This window comes from Bacillus cereus group sp. MYBK245-2, assembly GCF_051916145.1.
Classification (GTDB): Bacteria; Bacillota; Bacilli; order Bacillales; family Bacillaceae_G; genus Bacillus_A; species Bacillus_A pacificus.
Window position 1 is genome coordinate 283,737 of the sequence record NZ_JBQAGB010000004.1, and the last position, 20,236, is coordinate 303,972.

Sequence of the window (20,236 nt, forward strand, 5' to 3'; positions counted from 1 at the left end):
AATGATTGTAGAAGAAATTATGAATCAAGATGTAGTGACATTACATCCAAACGATACAATCGAAACAGCAATCCGAACGATACGTACGAAAGGCATTCGGCACATTCCAATTGTCGATCAAAATAATCATGTCGTAGGCATTATTTCTGATCGGGATGTAAGAGATGCAAGTCCGTCTATTTTAGATGAACAAGTTTCACTCGATATGCTGAAGCAACCGCTTGAACTGATCATGAAACATCCTGTTATGACTTGCCATCCTCTCGATTTCGTTGAGGAAATTGCTACTTTATTTTTTGAAAATAAAATTGGCTGTCTTCCTGTTACAAAGGCTGGAAAGTTAGTCGGAATCATTTCTGAATCGACTGTACTGCATACGTTAGTGAAATTAACAGGGGCACATCAACCGAGTTCACAAATTGAAATTCAAGTAAAAAATGAACCTGGTATTCTTGGAAAAGTCGTTGCTATTTTTAGCGATTTACAAATCAATATCGTGAGCGTTCTCGTCTACCCAGCAAAAGATGAGAATGATAAAGTACTCGTTTTCCGCATTCAAACGATGAATCCGCTAAAAGTGATTGATGCACTTGAAGCAGAGGGCTACCGCGTATTATGGCCGAACATTATGGGGATGCAAGCATGAGTAGCGCGTTTATTTATTCGGATGACTTTCGGGGCTATTCATTTAGCCCTGATCATCCTTTTAACCAACTGCGCGTCACACTTACGTATGATTTATTACAAAAGGGTGGTTTCATCTCTCCTTCCCAAATCATTTCACCAAGGATGGCTACAGATGAAGAAATTGCCTACATTCATACAGAGGAGTACATAAATGCGGTAAAACGTGCTGGAGAAGGTAAGTTAGAAAAATCAATTGCGATGACATATGGACTCGGAACAGAAGATACACCGATGTTTCCAAATATGCACGAAGCAAGCGCATTACTCGTTGGTGGTACGTTAACAGCTGTCGATGCTGTTCTTTCCGGGAAAGTAAAACACGCGCTTAACTTAGGAGGCGGCTTACATCATGGCTTCCGCGGCAAAGCATCTGGCTTTTGCATTTATAACGATAGCTCTATCGCAATGAAATATATTCAAAAGAAATACGGTTTACGCGTTTTATATATTGATACAGATGCTCATCACGGTGATGGTGTACAGTGGTCTTTTTATGACGATCCTAACGTATGCACCATTTCACTACATGAAACCGGTCGATATTTATTCCCTGGAACTGGAGCTGTAAATGAACGTGGACAAGGTAATGGTTATAGTTATTCTTTTAACGTTCCACTCGATGCTTTTACAGAAGACGAATCTTTCTTAGATTCCTATCGAACTGTCGTAAAAGAAGTGGCCGCATACTTTAAACCGGATATTATTTTAACGCAAAATGGCGCTGACGCACATTACTACGATCCACTTACACACCTTTGCGCAACGATGAATATTTACCGTGAAATACCGAAGCTCGCTCGCGAAATCGCTAACGAATATTGCGAAGGTCGTTGGATTGCTGTCGGCGGCGGTGGCTATGACCACTGGCGCGTCGTCCCAAGAGCTTGGGCACTCATTTGGCTCGAAATGAACAACATCCAAAACATCTCAGGTTATCTCCCTCCAGAATGGATTGAAGCTTGGAAAGGACAAGCAGAAACAGAACTTCCCCTCACATGGGAAGATCCAGACAACATGTATAAACCTATCCCCCGCAAACCAGAAATTGAAGAAAAGAACGCATTAACTGTAGCGAAATCCCTTGAAATTATTCGGAATAATATGACAAAATCTTTGTACTAAACGAAAAGGAGGCTCGTTTTTGAATAGCCTCCTTTTATTTATAGGTTGCTATTATTGTCGTTTTTTGTCGGTAAGTCGATATATTTTAATAATCGCTGATATATTTCAAGTTGCGCCGATATATTTTGATAATCGCTGATATATTTCAAGTTGCGCCTATATATTCTAATAATCGCTGATATATTTTTATGTACTAACGGACTTTATAAGGAAAGGTCGTGATATTATGTGGACACAACAAATGATCCACACGAAACGTGGCACATTTGAACTTTTTACAAAGGGAAATGGCGAACCACTTTGCATTACACATCACTATTCACAATTTAATGAAACGGGTGATTACTTTGCGGATGTTTTCACTTCTACGCATCGTGTATTCCTCATTAATTTACGAGACGCTGGTAACTCTGTAAAAGCCAATTCAGAAAAAGAATTAAGTATGACTGAAACCATTCACGATTTAGAAGCGATACGAGAATCTTTACAACTTCCAATATGGCATTTCGCCGGCCATTCAACAGGTGGTATGCTCGGACTTTTATACGCGATTACCTATCCACATTCCTTACAATCATTAGTCGTGGTCGGAGCCGCAGCAAGTAACTACACGGAAACACCATTTTGTATTTATCATCCAGAACATCCGCAGTTTCATTATATGCAACAACTCATCGAAAACTTAAAAAGCCCTCACCTTACAAATGAAGAACGAAAAGAACTAGCTACTAAGAGAACAAAATTATCATTGTATAAACCAGAAAACTACAACTCTTATTTTGATAAACCGATCAAAAAAATAATGTCTGCTAGCCGAATGAATGCTTTTTCTCACGAATATCCAGCATTTAATTTACGAGAACATTTACCTTCTATGAAAACAAAGACACTTATTATATGCGGAAGACACGATGTGCAGTGCCCAATTCAGTATTCTATCGAGATGCATGAGGGTATACGTAATTCTATTTTTGTGACATTTGAAGAGAGTAACCATTATCCCTTTTTGGAAGAAGCTGCTCAGTTTACTTCTACTACTCGAACATTTTATAAATAGCTACATCAGTACCGTTATTATTAAGGAAAGCTCACAGTCTCTGTAAGACTATGAGCTTTTTTCAAAAGAAGTATTTCAACTAGTAACAATTAAAAGAAGAACACACAAAACCACTAAACCTAAATCAATAAATACTGCCTTTTTATCTCCTTCTTTTAAACTTATTAGAAAACTAGAAACTATTTTAATTGCAAAAAAGACCATCATAAATAACCCACCGAAATGATCATTCGTAAAATCTTCATCATAAAACATTTGTATTGCACCGATAATTAATAAGATAAGTATGATATTGGTTCCAATCTTTAGAGCCTTGTTTGATTTATTATCTTTTAATATATCCCCCAAAATGTAGCACGCCCTCTCAAACTATCTTGTGTGTTGGCACAGATGTTTTATCCCCTTTTACATTTTAACATAAATTACCTTATATATACTTTTACTTACAGTTATAGACATGCACGGCAATGATAATGTTTCCTTCATTGCAACATGCTCATAACTTTAAAGAAATAGAGAATGACTCGCTGGAAGGACATAAGTAAAAGCTAATTTTTGCCTTCCTCCCCCACCCTATGCTACATTTAACCCGTTATATCAATATGAATAGGGTGGGATTACATATGAACAAACCTAAAATTGGGATGATTGGACTTGGAAGTATTGCACAAAAAGCTTATCTTCCAACACTTACAAAAGAAACAGATTGGAATTTTGTAGGGGCGTTTACACCTAACGCGGAGAAAAGAAAACAAGTTTGCCAGCAATACCGCATTCAAGACTTCCATTCTATTGAAACGTTAGCTTCGGAATGCGATGCAATCTTCGTTCATAGTTCAACTGCATCGCATTATGAAATCGTTTCTGAACTTCTGAAAAAAGGAATCGATGTTTACGTTGATAAGCCGCTAGCTGCTACAGTAGAACAAGCTGAGAAACTAGTTGAGTTGAGCGAAAAGTATAACCGAAAGTTAATGGTCGGATTTAATCGCCGATTCGTTCCTATGTATGTTGCAGCAAAAGAGCAAGCTCATAATATTTCATGGGTTCGAATTGAAAAACACCGCACAAATAAAGTCGGACCATATACGTACGACTTTACGATGTTAGATGATTACTTACATATTGTAGATACCGCTCGCTGGTTAGCTAACGATGAGCTTAACGTCGTTCATAATATGATGCAAATCAATGAAAAGAATGAACTTCTTTACGGACATCATACATATACAACGCCAAGTGGACTGTTACTTTCTACCGCAATGCATCGCCATGCCGGTACAAATTTAGAACAAATTGAACTTGTCACAACAGGAAAAATCATTCGCGTAAAAAACATGAACGCATTTGAAGTTGAGCAAGAAAATGCAGTTTCTCAAATTGGTTCCCCATCATGGGATACGACGTTAAAACAACGTGGTTTTGAAGATGCTGTTCATCATTTCATTGAATGTGTGCAAGGAGATACAAAGCCTATTGTAGATGGATTAGAAGGATTAAAAACGCAGCAAATGTTGCAATCTCTTCTGAATGATGTAAACAAAAATTAAAACGGATACATTTTTCAGAATTTAATTTCATTCCCATTCCCTCTTTATTTCTCACGCAAATTTCTATAGAATATGTTGATAGGAATTATAAATTTCATAATGAATCGTGGAAAGGATGGGATTAACACATGTGGAACGAGTTTAAAAAGTTCGCTTTCAAAGGGAATGTCGTTGATTTAGCTGTCGGGGTTGTAATCGGTGCTGCATTTGGTAAAATCGTTAGTTCTTTAGTAAAAGATGTTATTACACCATTACTTGGTATGGTATTAGGTGGCGTTGACTTTACAGATTTAAAACTTACATTCGGTAAGTCATCTATTATGTACGGTAACTTCATCCAAACTATTTTTGATTTCTTAATTATTGCAGCGGCTATCTTTATGTTTGTTAAAGTGTTCAACAAACTAACATCTAAAAAAGAAGAAGAAAAAGAGGAAGAAATTCCAGAACCAACAAAAGAAGAAGAACTTCTTAGCGAAATTCGCGACTTATTAAAACAACAAAACTCTTCTAAAGATAGAGCATAATTGAACGGATAAAAAGGCATGTCCCGAGAGGAACATGCCTTTTTTATATGCTATAACGTTTCCGAATTCATATGAATAAATAAAATAATACCAGCAACCATAAGTACCATAATACTACTTGCAAATAGTGTAATCCCCATAAACATTAAACTTGTGCTCATATCCACCGATACACTTTCAATAAAAATAGAAATTACATACGTGATAAGGGCAATTCCTGCAAGAATACTTCCTGGAACAAATCGCTTTAAACCATTTTGTTTTAACGTCATATATGCAAAAATAGCAGTCATACAAAGCGTAATTATCCAAAGAACGATCATCTCTTCTCCCCCCTCACAAGCCTTTTCTTTCTATTATACATGACATTGCCCTATAATAGTTAAATTTGCACTTATGTGACATATAACAAGGAACAATACCATTTTGTAGCGAAGTCACCAATAAGCCATATACTCGGGAGGATTTCAATTGGAAGATGATATTGTAGGATACTTTAAACAAGTAGAGCGATATGATTATATTATAATTGACTTAGACAAAAAGTTTTTTTACATGGAAGTTGTGCAACTAAAAACAAATATAACTTCGCTAAAAATATCACTTAACTTAGATAAAGATGAAACTATTATTGCTGGCAATGTGAAACAATATGATCCTTCTCGGTTAGAACAATTCATACAAAACTTTAAACACACTGCACAAACATGTCTTGAACATAATTTACGAAGTCCTGAAGAACTTTTTGCATTTTGGAAAGGAAATTGACCACCAGAAAAATGGATATTTTTCATATATATTGATATAATTACCATATATATATTCTTTATAAGGGAGTGTTCATAATGATTTGGATTTCACTAATCGTATTAGCCTATTTCATCATTCTCGTCCCAATACAGTATAACTACATTAAAATACTCAAAGAAAAACAGAAGAAAATGAATATGTCACAAAACGAACTATATGACAATATGTCTTATGAAGAATCCCAAATACATTACCATTACCAAAGTAACGTATTTACAATACCTGCTTCACTTGTCGCAAGTATTATTTATAGAGTGAAACATGCAGCATAATATGTACGCTGTAAAATTATTGTTTGAATCTGTTCATTCTGGTGAGTCTGATCCTACGAAAATGGATGAGCATTATGAAGAAAATCACGATACACTTTTTGAAGAAAGTATTATTCTTGTTAAGGCACACAGTTTGGAAGAGGCCCATGCACTAGGTGAACAAATCGCTATACAGTCTGAGCATACGTACGATAATATGTACGGTGAGCAAGTAACGTGGGCGTTTCGAAAACTATTACATGTGTTTGAATTAGACGATACACCATTTGAAACTGGAAAAGAATTATACGCAAGATTTTTACACGTTAAGAAAAATGAAACGGTGGATACTATAGTTCAAACATACTATCCTGAATATAAATAAAAGCTCACAGCAATCGCTGTGAGCTTTTTTATACTTACTTCGTTGAATCTCTAAATTGGATACGGTGAGGTAAGATAACAGTGTGATCTTCCACTTTTTCTTTGTTCATATACTTTGTTAATAGACGCATTGCTACTGCACCGATATCATACATCGGTTGTACAACTGTTGAAAGTTGCGGACGAACCATTAATGCAAGGCGTGTATTATCGAAACCAAGTACTTCTACATCAGTTGGTACGTTTAATCCAGCGTCTTGTGCTGCGTGGATTACACCTAGTGCCATTTCATCAGAAGATACGAAGATTGCTGACGGCTTCTCATCAAGGCCCCAAAGCTTTTCGAATGCTTCGATACCTGAATCATATGTGTAATCTCCATCTATTACAAGATTTTCATCATATGAAATACCTGCTTCTTCTAGAGCTTTTTTATAACCTTGTAATTTCTTCGCGCTTCCCGCTTTATCAATGAAAGGACCAGAGACGAAACCGATACGCTTATGTCCTTGTTCAATAAAGTGCTTCATTGCGTCGTAAGCTGCTTGTGTATAATCAATGTTTACTGATGGCGTTTCATTTTGCTCATCAAATGACGCTGCTAATACGATTGGTACTGGAGACTTTTTAAATTCTTCAATGTGAATGTCTGTAATATCTTCACCCATGAAAACAATTCCGTCCACTTGTTTTCCAAGCATCGTATTTAATAAATGGAACTCTTTCTCTTTGTTTTGGTCAGAGTTACTTAAAATGATGTTATATTTGTACATTGTTGCGATATCTTCAATTCCACGAGCAAGTTCTGCATAAAACGTATTTGAGATATCAGGAATAATAACACCTACTGTAGTTGTCTTCTTACTTGCTAATCCACGTGCTACCGCATTTGGGCGGTATCCTAAACGATCAATTGCTTCTAATACTTTCTTTCTTGTTGTAGGCTTTACATTTGGGTTACCGTTCACAACGCGTGACACGGTAGCCATTGAAACGTTCGCTTCGCGCGCTACATCATATATTGTTACGTTCATCTCATCGCACACTCCTTCTATTTTTGCTATCTATTTTTATGTATCGGTTACTTGAATGAAAAAAAGACATCAACTCTATTTGCAGATGCCACCAATCGTCCCGAGTTCTTCCTTTTACTAATGATACGATAAAAACGCAGGGTCATACAATATTTTCCCGCAAAAGTTTCGAAAAAATTCGCTTCTTTTCTCGTATTTTCGTATTTTTCATGAAAAAAAGGGTATTTTTTGTAAAAATATAGATGTTTCATAAGTAGAAATCTTATTTTAAGCAGTACGCTAGCTAGTAATTGAAATTTATATCAGCGATTTTTTGAATATATCGACTTACCAACAAAAATCGACAATGATAGGGGTAAATTGAGATTAGTACAGCGGAAATATGGAGCGTATTACGTGACGCCCTGTCCCATCGTCCCCTTTCATTTACAGTAAAAAAAGACAGTTTAAACACTGTCTTTTTTTATAAGAAGGAAACAAACGGTTTATCGCTGTTTTTCTCTTTTATAACAATTGCCTCAATTTTATTCTCGGACTTTATCTGCAATTGTACTTTTGCATCTTTCGGTAATTGGTCTAACATACTTTGAGCGGCGAGTTGAGTAAGAGCCATTAATTCTGTTTTACCGTTATATTTAATAACAATATCCATATTTAATGTATCCATTTGATTTTTCTTATAAGAAACTTTAGCATTTACTGGGATAAAGTCTCCAGGAGAAAAACCTTTCATTGCCTCAGCAAATTTATTTATTTTTTCATTATCTTCTCCATGTGCTTGTGTAAATTCATCGGAAGGATATGAATACGCTTTTTCTTCAATTGCATTCCAATTTCCAAGGTTCGTATCATTCTTTTGAACGGTAGCACTAGCAATATACGTGCCATTTTTTAAAGAACTTGTACTTTCTTGCTTAAAGATAGCAAACGTAATTGGAGATTTATTATACTTGTCATTTTTATGAATAGCTTCAATAAGTTGCTTAGCAACTTCAGTCCCCTTAGACATTGCCTCTTCATTGGATACACTTGAAGACATAGCTAACCCAATTACAACGCCGGATAAACTTAATTCATTTGAATTCTGTTTCCCGAAATAGTCTTGTTCTATAATATTTGTCAAAACAGGTGCTTCTACTTTTGCGACTAGTTCATCAACTAACTTCTCAGGAATATACTGATTTAATTGAAGCACATGGTTTTCTGTATCAAATTGCTCTTTTGCAATATTCATTAAACCATTTTCATACTCTGCTAAATCTAATTTAGAATTTGTTTTTACATTAGCTGTATTTATAACCTTTTGTTCTTTTAAAGGAATTACAGTTCTATAATAATCTTTAGAAACAGCAGTTCTCGGAATCATACTTTTTTCTTTCGTATCCTTTTGTATAACTTCATCCTTCTTACTAATCGTATCATTACTACAAGCTCCTAGTAATAAACTTACGACCGCGAAGGATAATGCCATTTTCTTCATTACTTAAAACCTACTTTCAACAATCTAGTTATTTAATTTGAACTAATAACAGTGTACCATTAAATATATTTCAACAAAAACAAAAAAAAGAAGCAAGCACCTTTCGCTTGCTTCTTTTTACTTAATATTCTCTTCTAAAACATCTTTTTTAATGTTCCAATGAGACGTATTCCATACTACCATCCCATCTTTTATGTATAACACTTGCGGAGATTCATGTTTCATGCTGTACTGTTCTGCAACACGATTCGAAACATCTCTCGCATCTTGTACGTATAAGTAGTACGCTGGTACCGCTCTTTCTTCACTACAATAAGCTTGAAATTCTGTATAGGCACCATGACTAATCGGGCATGTCGTACTATGTTTAAAAAGAACATAAGGCTCGTTTTTTTCTATTAATACTTCGAGCTCTTCAATTGTTTCAAGTTTTGTCATATTCATTACGATTCACCTCTCATACGAAGTCTAGAGCGCTTCTCTTTCTTTTCAGCTTTTTTCTCAAGTCTTTCTAATTTACGCTCTTCTTTTTCAACCTTTTTCTCTTGTCTTGTCGCACGATAATGATTGTATACTTCAATTGCTGCGCTACTCCACTGTACAACTTGCGCTACTTTATCTGCATTATTTTCAATTTCGTCCGTAACAGACTCTGATACATTACGAAGTTTCGTATTTAAGGAATGGATTGTCGTTCCAATTCCATCTACACCCGATACTACTTTATTTAATGATTGTGACTTCTGTTGAATGTCATCAGCTAACGCATTTGTTTTATGTAATAATTGCTCCGTCTCTACGCTAATTCCTTGCATTTGCTTTTCTAAACCTTCTAACGTGCTTGCAACGTTTTCTAACGTCTTCTGAACCGATAACAACGTTCTGCATACATACACTACTAATACAGCGAAAGCAACCGCGATAATAGCCGCACTTACATATAAAAGAACTTGCATTTCATCACTTCCTTTATCTTTTTCATACTTTCTCCTATTATACAATCATTTTCCGTTTCGTTCTAATCCCTATCTTTTCATTAGAATTTTCATACTTATTCGTTAACTTTAACATAAATGATTCAACAAATTCCACTAAGTAGGTTACAATAGGAGAGGATACATAATTAGTAGGGAGGCTTTACATATGAAAGATCCACGCATTGAAAAGTTAGCATACAATTTAATTAACTACTCTATTCGCTTACAAAAAGGCGAAAAAGTATTAATTGAAAACTTTGGCTTACAAAAAGAACTTGTAACTGCACTTGTAAAAGAAGCATATGCAGCTGGTGGTTTCCCATTCGTTTCTTTAAAAGATCATCAAGTAGATCGCTCTTTATTAATGGGTGCTACTGAAGAACATTTTGAACAAATCGCTGCGTATGAAGCAAGCGTAATGAAAGATATGGACGCTTATATCGGTCTTCGCTCTGGCGATAACATTAACGAACAAGCTGACGTGCCAAGTGAAAGAATGCAAATTCATGGTCAAACAGTTGGTAAGAAAGTTCATAGAGACATTCGCGTTCCAAAAACACGCTGGGTTGTTCTTCGCTACCCAAATGCTTCTATGGCGCAGCTTGCTAAAATGAGCACAGAAGCTTTCGAAGACTTCTACTTCGAAGTTTGTAACTTAGACTACGGTAAAATGGATAAGGCAATGGATAGCCTTGTTACATTAATGAATAAAACAGATAAAGTGCGCCTAACTGGTCCTGGAACTGACTTAACATTCTCTATTAAAGACATTCCAGCAATTAAATGCTCAGGTCATCTAAACATTCCAGACGGTGAAGTATACTCTGCACCAGTTCGTGATTCTGTTAATGGTACAGTTTCTTACAACACGCCATCTCCTTACAACGGTTATACATTTGAAAATGTACAACTTAAGTTCGAGAACGGCCAAATCGTTGAAGCAACTGCAAACGATACAGAGCGCATTAACAAAATCTTCGATACAGACGAAGGCGCACGCTACGTTGGTGAGTTTGCAATCGGCGTAAACCCATACATCTTACATCCAATGGGAGACATCCTATTCGATGAAAAAATCGATGGCAGCTTCCACTTCACTCCTGGACAAGCTTACGACGATGCATGGAACGGTAACAACTCGAACATTCACTGGGATTTAGTGTGCATCCAACGTCCTGAATACGGCGGCGGCGAAATTTACTTCGACGACGTACTAATCCGTAAAGACGGACGATTCGTTGTACCTGAATTAGAAGCTTTAAACCCAGAGAACTTAAAATAATGAAAAACGCTCGGGATTTTTTCCGAGCGTTTTTCATTTCTTACCTGCCATTTCTATTTTCACATGTGGGTTCTCTTTCTCAATAAGCGCCAAAAATTCATTCATATGTTGCGGCATCGCCACCATATGTACTTTATACGCATTCGTCGTAATTTCTAGAGACTTCCCAACTTGACGAATGATTCTTATCTCTTTCAATACGATATCATCATTTAAAATACCGTACTTTAATACACCATTTTCTACTTTATGCTGTTTAATAAATACTTCCCAAACGAGTGGTACATTTACAAGGAAGCATAAACCCATTCCAATTAACGCTGTCATCCACTGCTCTTTATTTGTGACAATCATGACAAGTGGATACACAAACATAAAAGCTAACGTGAGACAAACGAAAATGACTACTGACTTACTTCTTTGAATCGGAAAGTTCATATACGCACCCCCTAACCTAAATTATACCACTTTTTCCATTTTAGTTCATAAAAAAAGGCCATTTTTGAATGACCTTTTACACAATGTACCTATAGAATTTCTTATCTACCTGTAACACTGGAAAGTTTTTCGGCAATTCGTCTATACTCACACTTTCAAAATCATTCTTTTCATAAAAGCGATGTGCTGCTAAAAATTTAACTGTCGTTCCTAAGTAAATGTCTTTCAGCTTTTTATTCTCAGCCCACGAAATTGCTGTTTGGAGCAACTTATGTGATGCGCCCCACTCTTTTCCGCGAAATTCTTTTTTTACGAACATTTTTCTTAACGCTACTTGATGATTCCCAATATCTAATAAAGCTACTGTTCCAACTACTTTCCCATCATAAATTGCTACCCAAAAGTTCCCATGATTCCTTTGATAGAACGTTTCTATTTCAAGTAGGTCTGGCTGCTCTTCTTTCGTAATGGGAACATTGTACTCTTTTTGCTGAATATGAACGATAAGATCTACTACTTCATCTTGAAACGTACTTTCATACGGAATAATGCGTATCTTCTCGTTCATCGAATCTCCTTCCACTCTGAAGCTAGTAAACTATATACTGCGACATCATGAAAATGATCATATAGCCATTCTTCATCTCTTAAAACACCATCTAACTTAAACCCTAAACGTTCTGGAATAGCGCGACTTTTCACATTTTCAACACCGCATCTAATTTCCATTTTATTTAATTTTAAATTCTCAAATGCATAGTGAAGTACAGCCTTCACGCTACGCGTCATAATACCTTTCCCGCCAGCATCTTCTGCCAGATAGTAACCGAGACTTGCCGCTTTCTTCCCCCAGCTCACTGGATGAATACCTACCATCCCAACGAGCTTTCCTTTATAACGTATGCCACTTTCAAAACCGTCTCCCTCTGCAAACTTCTTTAACCACATCGGACAAATCTCATTATAAGCATCAGCAGATTTCGTCCCATCTACCCAAGGAAGCCACCTTCTTAAATGATTACGGTTTTGATTTATTAATTGATATAGTTCCTCTTTATGATGCTTCTCTAATAACTGTAATTCAATTTCGTCGTCTACTCGGAGTGTGAACATGTTTTTTAGCTCCCCTTTTTATTTTTCTTATTATTCTAACATTTTCGGGTGAAAAATGTTAAATATTCACACTTTCCTTTGTTTTTATTTGTATAAAACCTGAAGAACACAATACTCCCGTAATAACTAATATCATCCCTATACATTGTGCGGGTGCTATATTTACTCCCTCTACAAAAGAAATAATCATTGTAACTACAGGCACTAGATTAAAAAATAAAGATGTCCTTGCTGCACCAATTTGAGCAATTCCATTATTCCACCATAAGTAACCAAGCACACTCATTCCAATTGCCATAAAGAGAATCGCTCCCCATGCCAACAAAGGAATTTCTAAAACTGGTACTATACTTTTTTGTGTAGAAGATATGATCATAAAGGCAAGTGCACCAATAGTCATCGTATATGTCGTCGTTTGTATTGGGCTACCAGTTTTAATAAACCTTCTGCCTAGCACGCCGTATAACGCCCAGCAAATATTCCCTAATAAAATATAAAAATCCCCTTTTGAAAATGATAAATGTTGTAGTATTGTAAACGAACCTTGTGTAAGTACAAAAACAACGCCAATTAATGCAAGTAACATTCCAACACCTTGGCGCTTCACAATTTTCTCTCGTAAAATGACACTTGCTAACAGCGTCGTAACGAGAGGATTTGTCGCCATAATAAGTGCACCATTAACAGCTTCTGTATATTTCATTCCTAGAAAGAAAAAGAAGTTAAAGCCGAATACACCAACAATACCTAGCAAAAGATAATAGGTCCTATTCTGCATCCATCCTTCCAAATCAAAATCTTTTCGTATTTTTAACAAACATAACATCACAAATGCAGCAATCCCAAAACGCCATGCTGCTATATGAATTGCTTCGAAATACTGCACTGCATATTTCGAAGCATTAAATGTCCCACCAGTAAATATCGCAAAACCTAATAACTGCGTATATACTTTATTTTTCATTGCCGGCCTCCAAGTCTTTTTCTTCTAGAAAACCGTAATAAATTTCTAACTTCTCCTCCGTTAGCTGAACAACTTTTTGCAATTGTTCCTGCTGTTCTTTTAACCTTTCTAAATGAGTTGTTAAAATTGAAATTCTCTTTTTCACTTTCGCTGGTACTTCCTCCTTCCTCTGCCTAATTTCTTCTATAATGCATCCATCACTTGCAAACTCAGCCATCTCTTCTAATGACATTCCAGTTTGTTTTAACGAATATAAAAATTTTAATAGACGCACATCACCTTCTGTATATTGACGAATCCCGCTATTTCGCGTTGGTGGTGGTAATAATCCTAATTTCTCATAGTAACGTAAAGTATGAATACCCATCCCTGTTAATTTTGCCACTTCACTGATTTTATACATAATCTCTCCCCCTTGTTTTTACATATTCATCTTACAACCTAGAGTTAACTTTAGGTCAATGCGTAAATAAAAAATAACTATATATGATTGATATATAGATACGTATCATATATAGTTAAAGTATGGAAAAAAATGATAATTTTATAATTCAATTACGTAAAGGTGTTTTTGATCTCGCTATTTTGTCCTTAATAAGTAAACAACCTATGTACGGATACGAAATTACAAGTGCATTACAAGAAATCCCTGTATTTCATATCCCCAATGGCTCGATTTATCCTATATTAAATCGAATTACGAAAAACAATTGGGCTGTTTCCTATTGGGAAGAATCTGGTGATGGCCCAAAAAGAAAATACTATCGCATTACAGACGAAGGGAGAGAAATTTTACATAGTCGCTTACATGATTATGATGCAGTGTATCAAGCTCTAATGTTACTAGCTAAAGGAGAGGATAAAAGATGAACAAAGAACAATTCTTTGCAAATGAACTCATAGCTTCTTTCTTACATGACCTTCACAAAGGTTTAATGAAATTACCTACATCAGCACGAGAACAACATATGCTAGAAATTAAATCAGATTTATACGAAAATGCATTACGTAAAGAGAGTGAAGGTATACCGTTAGAAATCATTCCTTCACAATTAATTGAAGAATTTCTTCCTCCAAAAGAATTAGCACGGGAAATTGCAGCAGAATATACAGACGTTATTGAAGAAGCACAACAATCTACAAATACATTTATTAAATATTATTCTGGCCTATCTATCGGTCCACTTGGCGCTCTATCAGTGCCTATTGTACTAGGCTTCATCAACATTTCAGCTAATTTGCCATTTGTACTAGCCTTTATAGCAAGTAACATTTGGTTTATCTGTAGAGAAAATCATTGGAATACAGACTTATTAAAATACTTTAAAACAATAATTTCCATTAGCTCAAGGCTTTTAATCGCCCTTCCGTTTACTTTTTTCGCAATTCGCATCATCATAACAAAACAATTCGATATGTTTTCATTCTATTATTTAATTGGATATGTACTTTTTAGTTCAATTTATATTGTTTTGTTAAAACAACTCTACAAAAAGAATAAACAATACCAACCTATCAATGCTTTTTAAATGTATCGAACACAACAAAAAAGACGCACAGCCACCGCTATGCGTCTTTTCTATTACTTCTCTGCAACTTGAACTTCTTTTACGTAAGCTGCTTCGAATTTTTGGATGTCTCCTGCGCCCATGAAAATGAGAACGCCGTTTTTATGTTTCTTTAGTACATCCGTTGTTGTATCTGTAATTAATTCTGCACCGTCAATACGCTTTTGCAGATCTTCGATTGTTAATTCACCTTTGTTTTCGCGCGCTGATCCGAAAATATCACATAAGTATACTTGATCAGCTTTGCTTAAGCTTTCAGCGAACTCATCTAAGAACTTTTCTGTACGTGAGAATGTGTGTGGCTGGAATACAGCGACAATTTCACGCTCTGGATGTTTTTGACGAGCTGCTTCAATCGTTGCATTAATTTCTGTCGGATGGTGTGCGTAGTCATCAATAATAACCTGCTCTCCCATCGGCTTCTCATTAAAGCGACGTTTTACGCCTTCAAAAGTTGTTAACTGATGCTTAACTGCTTCTACATCAACATTTTCATAATGGCACAGCGCGATTACTGCTAATGCATTTAATACGCTATGATTGCCGTATCCTGTAATTTTGAACGTGTCATAGTACGTATTACGAACGAATACATCGAAAATAGTACCATCTGTTCTCTTTTGAATGTTACGTGCTTGGAAATCATTATCTTCTCCAAATCCATAGAAAATAACAGGTACTTTCGCTTGAATTTTTTGAAGTTCTTCATCATCTCCACATGCAATAATGCCTTTTTTCACTTGCAATGCCATCTCTTGGAATGCACTGAATACATCATTGATATCTGTGAAATAATCTGGATGATCAAAATCAATGTTTGTCATAATCGCATAGTCTGGATTGTAAGACAAGAAATGACGACGATACTCACAAGCTTCAAATACAAAATACTTACTATTTTCTACCCCATGCCCTGTTCCATCTCCAATAAGGTAAGATGTAGGGTGTGCACCTTGCATTACATGGGCTAACAAACCAGTTGTTGATGTTTTTCCATGTGCACCAGTTACAGCAACACTTGTGTATTGGTTCATAAGGTCACCTAAGAAGTGATGGTAACGATGTACTGGGATATTTAATTCTTTTGCTGCTACGATTTCTTCATGCGTATCAGGAAATGCATTTCCTGCAATAATCACTTGTCCTTCTTTTACATTACTTTTATCAAAAGGAAGAATCGAGATACTACGCTTTTCCAACGCTGTTTGTGTAAAGAAACGCTTTTCATAATCAGACCCTTGAACAGTATGCTTCATGTCATGAAGAATTTGCGCTAATGAACTCATTCCTGTTCCTTTAATTCCTACAAAATGGTAAACTGTCATCTTAAAGAACCTCCAACATTTCGAACTAATACAACGGCCTATCTATAAGACAGTATATGAATCTTTTCTTATTTTGGTAATCATCATACATTTTTGATGTAGTGAAGTTATTCTTCCCTTCACTTATCAGGATAAACTCGTACGTACTTCTTTTTTATGTCCATAACAAATCCATTATAGCAAAAAAGAAGCCGCTATACTATGATAACAGAAAAACTGATAGGGTCAATCACCTATCAGTTTTTCTCTCTTTTACATATCTTCTCTTTTTTCTAATTGAACACGCTCTAGACGTGGGTTTGGACGATATTTGCGACCAGCTTTCGCCTCTGGTTTTCCATTTAATTCTACGTTATCACCAGTAAAGCCAATATTCATTTTTAATAAGCTACTTCCTACTCCGTATATATCAACAGGTACGTTTTGAGCTTCAAATTCACGAATACGTTTCTCATCAAATCCACCAGTTACAACGATGTCTACATGCTGGAATCCTTCTTCATCAAGTGCTTTACGAAGTGCGAATACAAGCGATGGGTTTACACCACGTGGATCGAATGTTCCAAGTACTTCCGGGTGGCGAATGAAGTATTGATCAATCATCGTGCGGGACGTATCTACACGTACACCTTTTAATGTTGAACCAAATTCACGCGCTACGCGAAGTGCATCTGTAATGACATCATTATTGTAATCAATTAATACAACCAATTCATCTTCTGGGAATTTTTTATGATATGCTTTTGCCGCTTCCACAACATCACCATTAAACATTTGAATTAATGCGTGAGGCATTGTCCCCATACCACTTTTGCCCCACCATTCATTCATTGCATGCGTCGCTTGTGCGCTCATACCTCCGATGTATGCTGCATAACCGTCACCAGCTTGTTGTGTATAATGATCATCACGGTCTCCCATGAAAATAACTGGTTTTTCTTTATCTACGCTACGCGCAGCTTGGACAACGTTATATACGTTTGTCGCAACCGATGTACGACGAGCTAAAATCCCATCAATGACACCTTCTAAAAATCCGAAATTTTCATAAGGACCATGAATTGTTAACACTGTTTCAAATGGACTAATTTTATCGCCATCTTTTAAAGAGTTAATCTCAAGTTCCTCTGGATTTTTAGCAAATGTTTGTAGCAATGCAATGACTTCATCCGTTCCGCAAAGAACTGCATTTTCCTTTTGGAAAAATTGCATCGTTACAACACTTTTCGGGCGAAATTCTTCGATGATTTCTCTAGTCTTTAAAAAGTAAACGGCTGAAAACCAACCTTCTCCAACACGTTCGTCAAATTTAAATGTTTTATTTGTTAGTCTATTTATTTCACCTTTTAATTTTAATTCAATTTCTTTCATGTCGCTTTACTCCCTACTTTACTATCCAACATTTTCTCTTAGTATACAGCAAAACCGTTTACTATACATTTGTTTCCTGCATAGCGGCAAATTCATCCTCTGAAATAAGGACATCTCTTGGCTTCGTTCCTCTACCTTCAGAAATAATTCCTTGCGATTCCATCTCTTCAATGAGACGTGCCGCGCGATTATAACCGATGCGGAATTTTCGCTGTACAGAAGATGTGGACGCTCCCCCTTGTTCTACAACAAATTGACATGCATCAAGGAACAATTCGTCTTCCGACTCAGCCTGTTCTGTTTTCGCTAATAAATCCTCTTGCTTAAATAAGTAATTCGGTTTCATTTGCTTTTTCACATGATCAACTGTCTTTTCAATCTCATCATCCGATACATATACACCTTGTACACGAACTGGCTTAGATGTACCGTTCCCTAAGAATAACATATCACCACGGCCAAGTAATTTCTCCGCGCCCCCAATATCAATAATCGTACGCGAATCAACTTGAGATGATACAGTAAACGCAATACGCGTTGGAATGTTTGACTTAATTAAACCTGTAATAACATCTACAGATGGACGCTGCGTCGCTACTAATAAATGAATACCACAAGCACGTGCTTTTTGCGCAATACGACAAATCGCTTCCTCAACATCACCAGGTGCTACCATCATTAAGTCGGCTAACTCGTCAATGACAATAACGATATAAGGTAATGTCTCTCCCGGAATTTCTCGCTCACTTACAATCGTATTGTAACGAGTTAAATCACGAGCTCCTGCGTGCGCAAATAATTCATAACGGCGCTCCATTTCTTCAACTGCCCATTTTAATGCAGCTGTCGCTGCTTTTACATCCGTAATAACAGGTGCTACAAGATGTGGAACAGAATTGTATGGTGCAAGCTCAACCATCTTCGGATCAATTAACATTAACTTCACTTCATGTGGTTTCGCTTTATATAAAATGCTCGTTAAAATGGCGTTAATACACACACTTTTACCAGAACCTGTTGCACCCGCAATAAGTCCGTGTGGCATTTTTCGAATATCCGTTACAATTGGATCACCTGAAATATCAAGTCCAAGCGCAACTGTAAGCGGTGATTCGCTCTTTGTAAACACAGGACTTCTTAAAATTTCACGAAGAAATACTGGCTTACTTTCTTTATTTGGAACTTCGATTCCAATCGCACTCTTCCCTGGAATCGGCGCTTCAATACGAATATCTTTTGCCGCTAAACTTAGCTTAATATCATCACTTAAGTTTGTAATTTTATTTACTTTCACACCTGGATCTGGCTGTACCTCAAAACGAGTTACTGCTGGACCTTGCGATACATTAATAACATGTGCGCCAACGTGGAAATTATTAAACGTTGTATCTAATAATTCTTTCTGTTCTTCCAACCATTCCGTATTATCTAACGCTGCTTGCTGCGGAATCGATAGCAATGTTAATGACGGAATCGTATACGTCGGTGGTGTTTGCAATACATTTCGCACATCATTCTCTCTTTGATTTACAACATATGCTTTCTCTTCTACTTCCGTACTTGAAATTGGCTTTTGTACTTGTTGAGATTCTACTACCACTTGCTGCACTGGACGTTCTTCTACTTGTGGTTCTACTACTACTTGTTGCATTGGTTTTTCTTCTGTTTGTGGCTCTACTACTACTTGCTGCACTGGGCGTTCTTCTACTTGTGGTTCTACTACTACTTGTTGCATTGGTTTTTCTTCTGTTTGTGGCTCTACTACTACTTGTTGCATTGGTTTTTCTTCCACTTGTGGTTCTACCACTACTTGCTGCATTGGTTTTTCTTCCACTTGTGGTTCTACTGCCACTTGCTTCATTGGTTTTTCTTCCACTTGTGGTTCTACTGCCACTTGCTTCATTGGTTTTTCTTCCACTTGTGGTTCTACCACTACTTGCTGCATTGGTTTTTCTTCTACTTGGTGTACAGGCTTATTCTCTACTCGTTCTTTCATAGAAGGTTGCATTGCATTCGTTCTAGCCGCATGTCTTTCCACTAATCGCGCTCTATCTTGTTTCAACATAACAACATTGAATGGTACGTGACGCTTTTTCTCACGTTTAGGTTCTTCTTTTTGTACAACTGGTGGCTCTTCTGCGACCGGTGTTTCCTCTGCAACTGGTTGTTCTTCTTCAATCACTGTTTCTTCCACAACTGGTTGTTCTTCTTCAATCGCTGCTTCTTCTACAACTGATTGTTCTTCTTCAATCGCTGCTTCTTCCACAACTGGTTGTTCTTCTTCAATCGCTGCTTC

General features: G+C 36.5%; 25 protein-coding genes. 11 read left to right on the top strand and 14 right to left on the bottom strand.

The annotated features are described in order from the left end of the window. Position 1 precedes the first annotated feature (1 nt). The 3 genes from ACTFRN_RS10345 (at position 2) to ACTFRN_RS10355 (ending at position 2,866) form a co-directional block, all read left to right on the top strand. Positions 2-646 (top strand): acetoin utilization AcuB family protein, encoded by a 645-nt coding sequence (locus tag ACTFRN_RS10345; protein ID WP_000634566.1) that lies wholly within the window; start codon positions 2-4, stop codon positions 644-646. Beyond that, on the top strand, positions 643-1,809 hold the full coding sequence (acuC, locus tag ACTFRN_RS10350) for an acetoin utilization protein AcuC (RefSeq protein ID WP_000092800.1): 1,167 nt from the start codon (positions 643-645) through the stop codon (positions 1,807-1,809). The genes ACTFRN_RS10345 and acuC overlap by 4 nt, the downstream gene beginning before the upstream one ends. Positions 1,810-2,014: 205 nt before the next feature. Next, the gene (locus ACTFRN_RS10355; RefSeq protein ID WP_176359597.1) at positions 2,015-2,866 is read left to right on the top strand and encodes an alpha/beta fold hydrolase; all 852 of its coding nucleotides are present in this window, start codon (positions 2,015-2,017) and stop codon (positions 2,864-2,866) included. 75 nt (positions 2,867-2,941) lie between these two features. Here ACTFRN_RS10355 and ACTFRN_RS10360 read toward each other — a convergent pair whose 3' ends face one another. After that, entirely contained in the window at positions 2,942-3,214 is a 273-nt protein-coding gene (locus ACTFRN_RS10360; protein ID WP_000502321.1) for a hypothetical protein, read from the bottom strand. 275 nt (positions 3,215-3,489) lie between these two features. On the opposite strand from ACTFRN_RS10360, the gene ACTFRN_RS10365 reads away from it, so the two are divergent. Continuing rightward, a complete protein-coding gene (locus ACTFRN_RS10365; RefSeq protein WP_049111874.1) occupies positions 3,490-4,416 on the top strand; it encodes a Gfo/Idh/MocA family protein in 927 nt (308 codons plus the stop codon). Positions 4,417-4,544: 128 nt separating this feature from the next. After that, positions 4,545-4,943, top strand: a complete 399-nt coding sequence (mscL, locus tag ACTFRN_RS10370) for a large-conductance mechanosensitive channel protein MscL (protein WP_000267018.1) — start codon at positions 4,545-4,547, stop codon at positions 4,941-4,943. Between the two features lie 50 nt (positions 4,944-4,993). Here mscL and ACTFRN_RS10375 read toward each other — a convergent pair whose 3' ends face one another. Then, positions 4,994-5,266 carry a DUF3917 domain-containing protein gene (locus ACTFRN_RS10375; protein WP_000636593.1) on the bottom strand — a complete coding sequence of 91 codons (273 nt, stop codon included), beginning with the start codon at positions 5,264-5,266 and terminating at the stop codon, positions 4,994-4,996. A gap of 148 nt (positions 5,267-5,414) precedes the next feature. On the opposite strand from ACTFRN_RS10375, the gene dhp61 reads away from it, so the two are divergent. The 3 genes from dhp61 to ACTFRN_RS10390 all read left to right on the top strand — a co-directional run bounded on the left by dhp61 (position 5,415) and on the right by ACTFRN_RS10390 (position 6,389). Next, positions 5,415-5,711 (top strand): protein Dhp61, encoded by a 297-nt coding sequence (gene dhp61, locus ACTFRN_RS10380; protein ID WP_000389134.1) that lies wholly within the window; start codon positions 5,415-5,417, stop codon positions 5,709-5,711. A 77-nt stretch (positions 5,712-5,788) separates the two neighbouring features. After that, a complete protein-coding gene (locus ACTFRN_RS10385; protein WP_000637881.1) occupies positions 5,789-6,025 on the top strand; it encodes a DUF3949 domain-containing protein in 237 nt (78 codons plus the stop codon). A 1-nt stretch (position 6,026) separates the two neighbouring features. Continuing rightward, on the top strand, positions 6,027-6,389 hold the full coding sequence (locus ACTFRN_RS10390) for a DUF4288 domain-containing protein (RefSeq protein ID WP_041184570.1): 363 nt from the start codon (positions 6,027-6,029) through the stop codon (positions 6,387-6,389). Between the two features lie 34 nt (positions 6,390-6,423). Here ACTFRN_RS10390 and ccpA read toward each other — a convergent pair whose 3' ends face one another. From ccpA to ACTFRN_RS10410, 4 genes are all read right to left on the bottom strand, one after another. Then, complete coding sequence (gene ccpA / locus ACTFRN_RS10395; RefSeq protein WP_001103292.1) at positions 6,424-7,422, bottom strand: catabolite control protein A; 999 nt, start codon at positions 7,420-7,422, stop codon at positions 6,424-6,426. 463 nt (positions 7,423-7,885) lie between these two features. After that, a complete protein-coding gene (locus ACTFRN_RS10400; RefSeq protein WP_000738019.1) occupies positions 7,886-8,902 on the bottom strand; it encodes a CamS family sex pheromone protein in 1,017 nt (338 codons plus the stop codon). A 117-nt stretch (positions 8,903-9,019) separates the two neighbouring features. Beyond that, complete coding sequence (ytxJ, locus tag ACTFRN_RS10405) at positions 9,020-9,346, bottom strand: bacillithiol system redox-active protein YtxJ (RefSeq protein WP_001057460.1); 327 nt, start codon at positions 9,344-9,346, stop codon at positions 9,020-9,022. Continuing rightward, a complete protein-coding gene (locus ACTFRN_RS10410; protein WP_001197726.1) occupies positions 9,346-9,858 on the bottom strand; it encodes a DUF948 domain-containing protein in 513 nt (170 codons plus the stop codon). Before ACTFRN_RS10410 ends, ytxJ begins: the two co-directional genes overlap by 1 nt. A 187-nt stretch (positions 9,859-10,045) precedes the next feature. Here ACTFRN_RS10410 and ACTFRN_RS10415 point away from each other — a divergent pair, with 187 nt between their 5' ends. Beyond that, positions 10,046-11,161, top strand: coding sequence for an aminopeptidase (locus tag ACTFRN_RS10415; protein ID WP_000654739.1), 1,116 nt, complete (start codon positions 10,046-10,048; stop codon positions 11,159-11,161). A 33-nt stretch (positions 11,162-11,194) separates the two neighbouring features. Here the strand turns inward: ACTFRN_RS10415 and ACTFRN_RS10420 are convergent, their stop codons facing one another. The 5 genes from ACTFRN_RS10420 to ACTFRN_RS10440 form a co-directional block, all read right to left on the bottom strand. Next, positions 11,195-11,599 (bottom strand): PH domain-containing protein, encoded by a 405-nt coding sequence (locus ACTFRN_RS10420; RefSeq protein WP_074567726.1) that lies wholly within the window; start codon positions 11,597-11,599, stop codon positions 11,195-11,197. A 76-nt stretch (positions 11,600-11,675) separates the two neighbouring features. Further along, the gene (locus ACTFRN_RS10425; protein WP_088106378.1) at positions 11,676-12,167 is read right to left on the bottom strand and encodes a GNAT family N-acetyltransferase; all 492 of its coding nucleotides are present in this window, start codon (positions 12,165-12,167) and stop codon (positions 11,676-11,678) included. Further along, complete coding sequence (locus tag ACTFRN_RS10430; protein WP_000494674.1) at positions 12,164-12,712, bottom strand: GNAT family N-acetyltransferase; 549 nt, start codon at positions 12,710-12,712, stop codon at positions 12,164-12,166. Before ACTFRN_RS10430 ends, ACTFRN_RS10425 begins: the two co-directional genes overlap by 4 nt. A gap of 58 nt (positions 12,713-12,770) precedes the next feature. Next, the gene (locus ACTFRN_RS10435) at positions 12,771-13,676 is read right to left on the bottom strand and encodes a DMT family transporter (protein ID WP_088106377.1); all 906 of its coding nucleotides are present in this window, start codon (positions 13,674-13,676) and stop codon (positions 12,771-12,773) included. Then, positions 13,666-14,079, bottom strand: a complete 414-nt coding sequence (locus ACTFRN_RS10440; protein ID WP_088106376.1) for a MerR family transcriptional regulator — start codon at positions 14,077-14,079, stop codon at positions 13,666-13,668. Before ACTFRN_RS10440 ends, ACTFRN_RS10435 begins: the two co-directional genes overlap by 11 nt. A gap of 122 nt (positions 14,080-14,201) precedes the next feature. Here ACTFRN_RS10440 and ACTFRN_RS10445 point away from each other — a divergent pair, with 122 nt between their 5' ends. Together ACTFRN_RS10445 and ACTFRN_RS10450 are read left to right on the top strand one after the other, a co-directional pair. After that, positions 14,202-14,546, top strand: a complete 345-nt coding sequence (locus ACTFRN_RS10445; RefSeq protein ID WP_088106375.1) for a PadR family transcriptional regulator — start codon at positions 14,202-14,204, stop codon at positions 14,544-14,546. Beyond that, positions 14,543-15,205: an HAAS signaling domain-containing protein gene (locus tag ACTFRN_RS10450; protein ID WP_088106374.1), complete on the top strand. Its 663-nt coding sequence runs from the start codon at positions 14,543-14,545 to the stop codon at positions 15,203-15,205. Before ACTFRN_RS10445 ends, ACTFRN_RS10450 begins: the two co-directional genes overlap by 4 nt. 53 nt (positions 15,206-15,258) lie before the next feature. Here the strand turns inward: ACTFRN_RS10450 and murC are convergent, their stop codons facing one another. From murC to ACTFRN_RS10465, 3 genes are all read right to left on the bottom strand, one after another. Then, entirely contained in the window at positions 15,259-16,569 is a 1,311-nt protein-coding gene (gene murC / locus ACTFRN_RS10455; RefSeq protein WP_000219470.1) for a UDP-N-acetylmuramate--L-alanine ligase, read from the bottom strand. Positions 16,570-16,821: 252 nt separating this feature from the next. Then, the gene (locus ACTFRN_RS10460; protein WP_000658369.1) at positions 16,822-17,940 is read right to left on the bottom strand and encodes a nicotinate phosphoribosyltransferase; all 1,119 of its coding nucleotides are present in this window, start codon (positions 17,938-17,940) and stop codon (positions 16,822-16,824) included. 61 nt (positions 17,941-18,001) lie between these two features. Beyond that, on the bottom strand, positions 18,002-20,236 hold a 2,235-nt coding region (locus ACTFRN_RS10465), incomplete at its 5' end, for a DNA translocase FtsK (RefSeq protein ID WP_440038098.1).

Coding starts and splice junctions, on each gene's coding strand:
- ACTFRN_RS10345 (WP_000634566.1), top strand. CDS start 2: ATGATTGTAGAAGAAATTATGAATCAAGATGTAGTGACATTACATCCA.
- acuC (WP_000092800.1), top strand. CDS start 643: ATGAGTAGCGCGTTTATTTATTCGGATGACTTTCGGGGCTATTCATTT.
- ACTFRN_RS10365 (WP_049111874.1), top strand. CDS start 3,490: ATGAACAAACCTAAAATTGGGATGATTGGACTTGGAAGTATTGCACAA.
- mscL (WP_000267018.1), top strand. CDS start 4,545: ATGTGGAACGAGTTTAAAAAGTTCGCTTTCAAAGGGAATGTCGTTGAT.
- ACTFRN_RS10375 (WP_000636593.1), bottom strand. CDS start 5,266: ATGATCGTTCTTTGGATAATTACGCTTTGTATGACTGCTATTTTTGCA.
- ACTFRN_RS10385 (WP_000637881.1), top strand. CDS start 5,789: ATGATTTGGATTTCACTAATCGTATTAGCCTATTTCATCATTCTCGTC.
- ACTFRN_RS10390 (WP_041184570.1), top strand. CDS start 6,027: ATGTACGCTGTAAAATTATTGTTTGAATCTGTTCATTCTGGTGAGTCT.
- ccpA (WP_001103292.1), bottom strand. CDS start 7,422: ATGAACGTAACAATATATGATGTAGCGCGCGAAGCGAACGTTTCAATG.
- ACTFRN_RS10400 (WP_000738019.1), bottom strand. CDS start 8,902: ATGAAGAAAATGGCATTATCCTTCGCGGTCGTAAGTTTATTACTAGGA.
- ytxJ (WP_001057460.1), bottom strand. CDS start 9,346: ATGAATATGACAAAACTTGAAACAATTGAAGAGCTCGAAGTATTAATA.
- ACTFRN_RS10410 (WP_001197726.1), bottom strand. CDS start 9,858: ATGCAAGTTCTTTTATATGTAAGTGCGGCTATTATCGCGGTTGCTTTC.
- ACTFRN_RS10415 (WP_000654739.1), top strand. CDS start 10,046: ATGAAAGATCCACGCATTGAAAAGTTAGCATACAATTTAATTAACTAC.
- ACTFRN_RS10420 (WP_074567726.1), bottom strand. CDS start 11,599: ATGAACTTTCCGATTCAAAGAAGTAAGTCAGTAGTCATTTTCGTTTGT.
- ACTFRN_RS10425 (WP_088106378.1), bottom strand. CDS start 12,167: ATGAACGAGAAGATACGCATTATTCCGTATGAAAGTACGTTTCAAGAT.
- ACTFRN_RS10430 (WP_000494674.1), bottom strand. CDS start 12,712: ATGTTCACACTCCGAGTAGACGACGAAATTGAATTACAGTTATTAGAG.
- ACTFRN_RS10435 (WP_088106377.1), bottom strand. CDS start 13,676: ATGAAAAATAAAGTATATACGCAGTTATTAGGTTTTGCGATATTTACT.
- ACTFRN_RS10440 (WP_088106376.1), bottom strand. CDS start 14,079: ATGTATAAAATCAGTGAAGTGGCAAAATTAACAGGGATGGGTATTCAT.
- ACTFRN_RS10445 (WP_088106375.1), top strand. CDS start 14,202: ATGGAAAAAAATGATAATTTTATAATTCAATTACGTAAAGGTGTTTTT.
- ACTFRN_RS10450 (WP_088106374.1), top strand. CDS start 14,543: ATGAACAAAGAACAATTCTTTGCAAATGAACTCATAGCTTCTTTCTTA.
- murC (WP_000219470.1), bottom strand. CDS start 16,569: ATGACAGTTTACCATTTTGTAGGAATTAAAGGAACAGGAATGAGTTCA.
- ACTFRN_RS10460 (WP_000658369.1), bottom strand. CDS start 17,940: ATGAAAGAAATTGAATTAAAATTAAAAGGTGAAATAAATAGACTAACA.